5 protein-coding genes are annotated in these 6,213 nt (G+C 60.6%); 4 read left to right on the forward strand and 1 reads right to left on the reverse strand.

Going from position 1 to position 6,213, the window contains the following annotated elements; all coding sequences use genetic code 11:
- Positions 1-39: 39 nt before the first annotated feature.
- Entirely contained in the window at positions 40-2,802 is a 2,763-nt protein-coding gene (locus U1A24_RS08900; RefSeq protein WP_322321627.1) for a ribonuclease E/G, read from the forward strand.
- 34 nt (positions 2,803-2,836) lie between these two features.
- Here U1A24_RS08900 and U1A24_RS08905 read toward each other — a convergent pair whose 3' ends face one another.
- Complete coding sequence (locus tag U1A24_RS08905) at positions 2,837-3,067, reverse strand: sulfurtransferase TusA family protein (RefSeq protein WP_322321628.1); 231 nt, start codon at positions 3,065-3,067, stop codon at positions 2,837-2,839.
- 136 nt (positions 3,068-3,203) lie between these two features.
- On the opposite strand from U1A24_RS08905, the gene U1A24_RS08910 reads away from it, so the two are divergent.
- From U1A24_RS08910 to U1A24_RS08920, 3 genes are all read left to right on the forward strand, one after another.
- Positions 3,204-3,944: a cytochrome c biogenesis CcdA family protein gene (locus U1A24_RS08910; protein WP_322321629.1), complete on the forward strand. Its 741-nt coding sequence runs from the start codon at positions 3,204-3,206 to the stop codon at positions 3,942-3,944.
- A gap of 62 nt (positions 3,945-4,006) precedes the next feature.
- Positions 4,007-5,227, forward strand: a complete 1,221-nt coding sequence (locus U1A24_RS08915; protein WP_322321630.1) for a hypothetical protein — start codon at positions 4,007-4,009, stop codon at positions 5,225-5,227.
- Positions 5,224-6,213: cytochrome P450 (locus U1A24_RS08920; RefSeq protein WP_322321631.1), on the forward strand; the 990-nt coding region annotated here is incomplete at its 3' end. The genes U1A24_RS08915 and U1A24_RS08920, both read left to right, overlap by 4 nt.

Below are 6,213 nucleotides of genomic sequence, written 5' to 3' on the forward strand. Positions count from 1 at the left end.
GCCAAGCGGGCTTTGTCATGACAGGCGCAATGGATTGATATGTCTAAGAAAATGCTTATCGACGCCACCCATGCCGAGGAGACTCGGGTTGTTGTGGTCGATGGAAACAAGGTCGAAGAATTCGATTTTGAAACCGTAAACAAGCGCCAGCTTGCCGGAAATATCTACCTCGCCAAAGTCACCCGCGTGGAGCCTTCGCTGCAAGCGGCCTTTGTCGATTATGGTGGAAATCGCCACGGCTTTTTGGCTTTCGCCGAAATCCACCCGGATTATTACCAAATCCCGGTGGCCGACCGCAAAGCCCTGCTGGAAGAAGAACGCGCCTTCAACCGCGCGCAGGACGAAGAAGACAACCGCCGCTCGCGGCCGCGTCCCAAGCCGCAGCAACAACAGCGCCCGCGCGCCGAGGCTGTTGAAGGCGACGCCGTGCAGGCCGCTGAAATCAGCAGCATGGATGTGGTGGATCTGGGTGAAGAAACCGGTGCTGATGCGCTGGTGCAATCGGCACCCGCCGACGTGGTTGAACAACCGCATCACGACCACACTCATCACGACCACAGCCACACGCATCATGTGGCTTCGGTAGATGGTGAAGAGGGTGAGCCGGTTTACCGCTCGATTGATCACGCCTCGGACACGGATGATGAGATCGAATCCATCGCTGAAGAAGATGTGTCGGAAGAAATCTCGGCCCCGCGCAAGCCTCGGGCGCGGCGCTATAAAATCCAGGAAGTGATCAAGGTGCGCCAGATCATGCTGGTGCAGGTGGTCAAGGAAGAACGCGGCAACAAAGGCGCGGCGCTGACGACGTACCTGAGCCTCGCAGGTCGCTATTGCGTGCTGATGCCAAACACCGCGCGCGGCGGCGGGATTTCGCGCAAGATCACCCAAGCCGCTGACCGCAAGAAGCTGAAAGAGATCGCGACCGAGATTGAAGTGCCGGAAGGCGCGGGCCTGATCATTCGCACGGCGGGTGCCAAACGCACCAAGCCCGAGATCAAGCGCGATTACGAATATCTGATGCGGCTGTGGGAACAGATCCGTGAGCTGACCCTGAAGTCGATTGCGCCTGCCGCGATATACGAGGAAGGCAACCTGATCAAGCGCACGATCCGCGATCTGTATAGCCGCGAGATTGATGAGATTTTGGTGGAGGGCGAGGCGGGTTATCGCACCGCGAAAGACTTCATGCGGATGATCATGCCAAGCCACGCCAAATCGGTGGTGCGCTATGACGAACAAACCCCGCTGTTCGCGAAATATCAGGTCGAAAGCTACCTCGGCGGCATGTTCAACCCGACGGTGCAGTTGAAATCCGGCGGCTATATCGTGATCGGCATCACCGAAGCGCTGGTTGCCATCGACGTGAACTCGGGTCGCGCCACCAAAGAGGGGTCCATCGAGGACACCGCTTTGAAGACCAACCTGGAGGCCGCTGAAGAAGTTGCGCGTCAATTGCGTCTGCGCGATTTGGCGGGCCTGATTGTGATCGACTTCATCGACATGGAAGAGCGTCGCAACAACGCCGCCGTTGAGAAGAAGCTGAAAGACAAGTTGAAAACCGACCGCGCGCGGATTCAGGTCGGCCGGATTTCCGGCTTTGGCCTGATGGAAATGTCGCGTCAGCGTCTGCGTCCGGGGATGCTGGAAAGCACCACGCAGCCTTGCTCGCATTGCCACGGCACCGGACTGATCCGGTCGGACGACAGCCTTGGTCTGCAAGTTTTGCGCGCGCTGGAAGAAGAAGGCACGCGCAAACGCAGCAAAGAAGTGCTGCTTAAGGCCCCGATTGGCATTGTGAACTTCCTGATCAACGGCAAGCGCGAGCATATCGCCTTGATCGAGGCGCGCTATGGCATGTCGGTGCGGATCGAATGCGATCCGACGATGATCAGCCCGGATTTCTCGATTGAGAAGTTCAAGACCGCAACGCGGGTGGTGCCGGAAGTGTCTTCGGTGATCTCGGGCAATGCCTCGCTGATGGGCGCGCCGGTGGCGGAAGAAGCCGACGAAGATATCATCGATGATGTGGATGACGTCGAAGAAGCCGAAGTGGTTGAAGTTGCAGCGGAAGCTGCGGGTGCGCCTGCTGCGGTGAATGGCGAAGGCGGCAATGGCAAGAAGCGCCGCCGTCGGCGTCGTCGCAAGAAGCCGGGGCAACCGGGCGAAGCCAATGTCGAGGCCAACGCCGAAGGCGATGACGGCGACGAGGATGATGCCGAGGACGAGGCGGGCGATAGTGCTGCTTTGGCCGTGACCGAGATGGCAGCAGAAGCCCCGGTTGAGGTGCCTGCTGCGGTCGAGGTCAAAAAGCCAACCCGCACGCGTGCACCGCGTGGCAGCAAATCGGCAGCCGTTGCGGCTGCGGTTGACGTGCCTGCGGCGGAAGCGCCTGCGGTTGCGGCAGCAAAACCCGCCCGCTCGCGCTCGCGCAGCAGAGCGGTGAAAGCAGAGCCTGAGGCACAAGTGGCAGTAGACGCGGCCGCTGTTGAGGCTCCGGTTGTGGAAACCCCAGTCGTTGCCGAAGCCAAGCCGAAGCCTGCGCGCAGCCGCACCAGCCGTGCCAAGCCGAAAGCTGAAACCGTGGCCGAAGCGGTTGTGGCCGAAGCCGTCGCTCCGGTTGCTGACACAGCGCCAGCAGTGGCAGCGCCGGTGCTGCATGTGGATCCGGGACTGGCCGAAGCGGCGCCTGTGGCCAGCCTGCACGTTGATCCGGGTCTGGCCAGTGCTGCAGTCGAGCCTGAGGAAGAAGACGGCCCCACAAAGCCGAAAAAACGTGGCTGGTGGTCTTTGGGCCGCTAAGGATTTGGGGCGGTGGGGAAACCTGCCGCCCTTTTCATTTGCCGCGGCGGATCAGATAAGCGCTGCCGCCAGTGATCTCACTTGCCCCCAGATAGTCATGCCCGGTCTCGGCGCAGAAATGCGGCAGATCAATCGCTGCCATCTTGTCGCTCGCCAGAACCCGCAAAATCTGGCCCTCGGCCATACCAATCAAGCGCTTGCGTGCCCGCAACACCGGCAGAGGGCACAACAGCCCCAAGCAATCCAACTCTGCATCCCAATTCATACCAAGCCCATCCTCTGCGCTCAAATATCCCCGCCGGAGGTTGTTGTGCCAGCCCAAAATGCCGCACGCAGACGTGAGGTGCCCTCGCGTGACCTTTGTCCTCAACTGCGCTAGACCCTAGCAAAACGGAGGCCCCATGTTCGGCATCGACATTTTTGACGCAAGCCTGATCCCGGCGATGCTGGTCGCCCTTGCGGCAGGCATTTTGTCGTTCCTCAGCCCCTGCGTGTTGCCGATCGTGCCGCCCTATCTGGCCTATATGTCTGGGATCTCGGTAAGCGAGATGAAGGGCGGACGCTCGCCGATTTTGGCGGCGCTGTTTTTTGTGTTGGGCCTGTCGACGGTGTTCTTGCTGCTGGGGCTTGCGGCCTCGGCCTTTGGGGCATTCTTCCTCGGCAACGCCAATTTGTTTGCGACCCTTGCCGGGGTGGTGGTGATGATCTTCGGCGCGCATTTTGTCGGGGTGTTTCGCATCGGTTTTCTGGACCGCGAAATGCGGCTGGATGCCGGGGATCAAGGCGGTTCGGCTTTTGGGGCCTATGTGCTGGGGCTGGCCTTTGCCTTTGGCTGGACGCCCTGTATTGGCCCGCAATTGGGGGCTATACTGTCGCTGGCCGCGCAAGAGGGCAATGTCGCGCGGGGCATGACCTTGCTTGGTGTTTATGCGGCAGGTCTTGGCATCCCGTTTCTGCTGGTGGCGGCCTTCTTCACCCGCCTCGCACCGTTTGTCGCCTTTATGAAGCGCCATGCCGAGCGGATTGAACGGATCATGGGTCTGCTGCTGTGGACCATCGGCCTGTTGATGCTGACGGGCGGATTTTCGTCGTTCTCGTATTGGCTGCTGGAGAACGTGCCTTTCCTTGCCAATCTGGGCTAGCAATCTCCTCTTAAAATCGCCCAAATCCTCTGTCATGATGCCTCCAAGCAGACAGAGGCATGATGACACCGATCACTCCGCAGGAAAATTCTGATCAGAGCGTGCATCGCAGGCGGGTTTACTACATACCCGGCTATGATCCGATCCATCCGCGCCGTTACCGTGAGCTGTATCGCAAGGAAGGCGCAGCGCAGGCGAAGATTTCCGGCTATCAGATTGCTCTGAAGCCGAAAAAGACCGGCGGGCCCTACGGCTGGCATGTGAAAACCACCATCGACGGGGCTGCCACCGAGGCGGATGTCGAGGTGCTGGTCTGGTCTGATATCGTCAAATCATCGATGTCGCGCGGGATTTTGGCGACCTATGTGCAGCTTGTGCGTACGGCTTACGCCTATATTGGCTCGGGGGCGCTGTTCCGGCTGGCAAGTCTGCGCAAGGGGCCGATGATCGCGGCACTCTATCCGATCGTGTTTTTGCTGGTGCAACTCTTGTTGGCCTGCCTTGCGGGCTGGGGCGTTGGTGCGCTGGTCGCTTTGGTGCACCCACTTTTGGGCTGGTCTGCGGGTCTTGGGGTGGTTTGGGCCGTGCTGCGCACATTCAAGCGCTGGGATAACAAGATCTTCGCCTATTACCTCATGCATGATTACGCCTATTCCGCGCAGGCGGGTGGCGCCAATCCACCCGAGTTAGAGGCGCGGATGACGGCTTTCCGACTGGAGATCCGCGCGGCGTTAACAGCGGGTTTTGATGAGGTGCTGGTGGTCGGCCATTCCTCGGGGGCGCATCTGGCGGTATCGGTTTTGGCCGATCTGTTGCGCGAAGGTCTGCCCACAGGTGCTGCGCGGCTGGCGTTCTTGTCGCTGGGGCAAGTGGTGCCGATGGTGTCGTTTCTGCCAAAGGCCCGCCGCCTGCGCGCGGATTTGCACTATCTTTCGGCTCAAGGTGAACTGGTTTGGGTCGATGTGACAGCCCCCGGTGATGGCTGCGCTTTTGCGCTGTGCGATCCGGTGGCGGTGACGGGGGTGTCGCCGCCGAACAAACGCTGGCCCTTGGTGATTTCGGCGGCTTTCACGAAAACCTTGTCGCCCGCGCGCTGGAAAGAACTGCGCTGGCGATTTTTCCGGCTGCATTTTCAGTATCTGTGTGCCTTTGATCGCCCCGGTGACTATGATTATTTTCTGATCACCGCCGGGCCGCAAAGCCTGGCCGCCCGCTACCGGGATCGCCCAGCCTCAAAAAGCCGGATCGAACGGCCGGTCTCTGGCTACCGGGACATGGCATGATCCCGCCAAAACCGCACCCGCGCGCCGATAAGGTCTCGCTGCTGCAATATTTGCGGTTGTTTCGCGCCGATATCCTGTCAGCCCAACCGGCACGGCTGTATCGGGCGTGGATGGCAGAATTTCGCACGCCGTTCTTCCGCAGCTACATGTGTAACGACCCTGATCTGGTGAACCGCGTTCTGGTCGAGAGGCCCGATGATTTCCCCAAATCCAACCGCATTCGCGAGGGGCTGAACCCGCTGCTGGGCAATTCGGTGTTTGTCACCAATGGCGAGGTCTGGAAGCGCCAGCGCCGGATCATTGACCCGGCGTTTGAAGGCGGGCGGCTGCGCGATACCTTTCCTGCGATGTGGGCGGCGGGGCAGGCGGCGGTGGCGCGGATGCCGTTGGGCGAAGTGGAGGTCGAGCAGGAAATGAGCCACGCGGCGGCAGATGTGATCTTCCGCACGCTGTTTTCAATCCCGATCGAACATGAGGTGGCCTCTGCCGTCTTCGCCGAATTCCGCACCTATCAACGCACGCAACCGATTTTGAACCTTGCAGCTTTTCTGCCGCTGCCGCGTTGGGTGCCGCGGTTTCATCGCGCCGCGACCAAGCGTTCAGCGGCGGTGATCCGGGGTTTGATCACCCGTTTGACAGAAAGCCGCGCGGCAGAGATTTCGGCGGGCACAGCGCCGGATGACCTTGCGACCAAGATCATGGTGACGGCAGATCCGCTGACCGGCGCGCGGTTCGAGACTGCCGAGATGGTTGATCAGGTGGCGATCTTCTTTCTGGCTGGCCACGAAACCAGCGCCTCGGCTTTGTCATGGGCGCTGCTGATGCTGGCGATGGACCCAGAGGTGCAGGAACGGGTCGCCACCGAGGCGCAGGCTTTGGGCGATCAGCCGGAGTTCAGCGCATTGTCGAAGTTGCGTTTCACCCGCGATGTGTTCCGCGAGGCCATGCGGCTGTATCCGCCGGTGGCCTTCCTGGCGCGGGACTGC

Source organism: Cypionkella sp., assembly GCF_034376685.1.
In the GTDB taxonomy this organism is placed as follows: domain Bacteria; phylum Pseudomonadota; class Alphaproteobacteria; order Rhodobacterales; family Rhodobacteraceae; genus Cypionkella.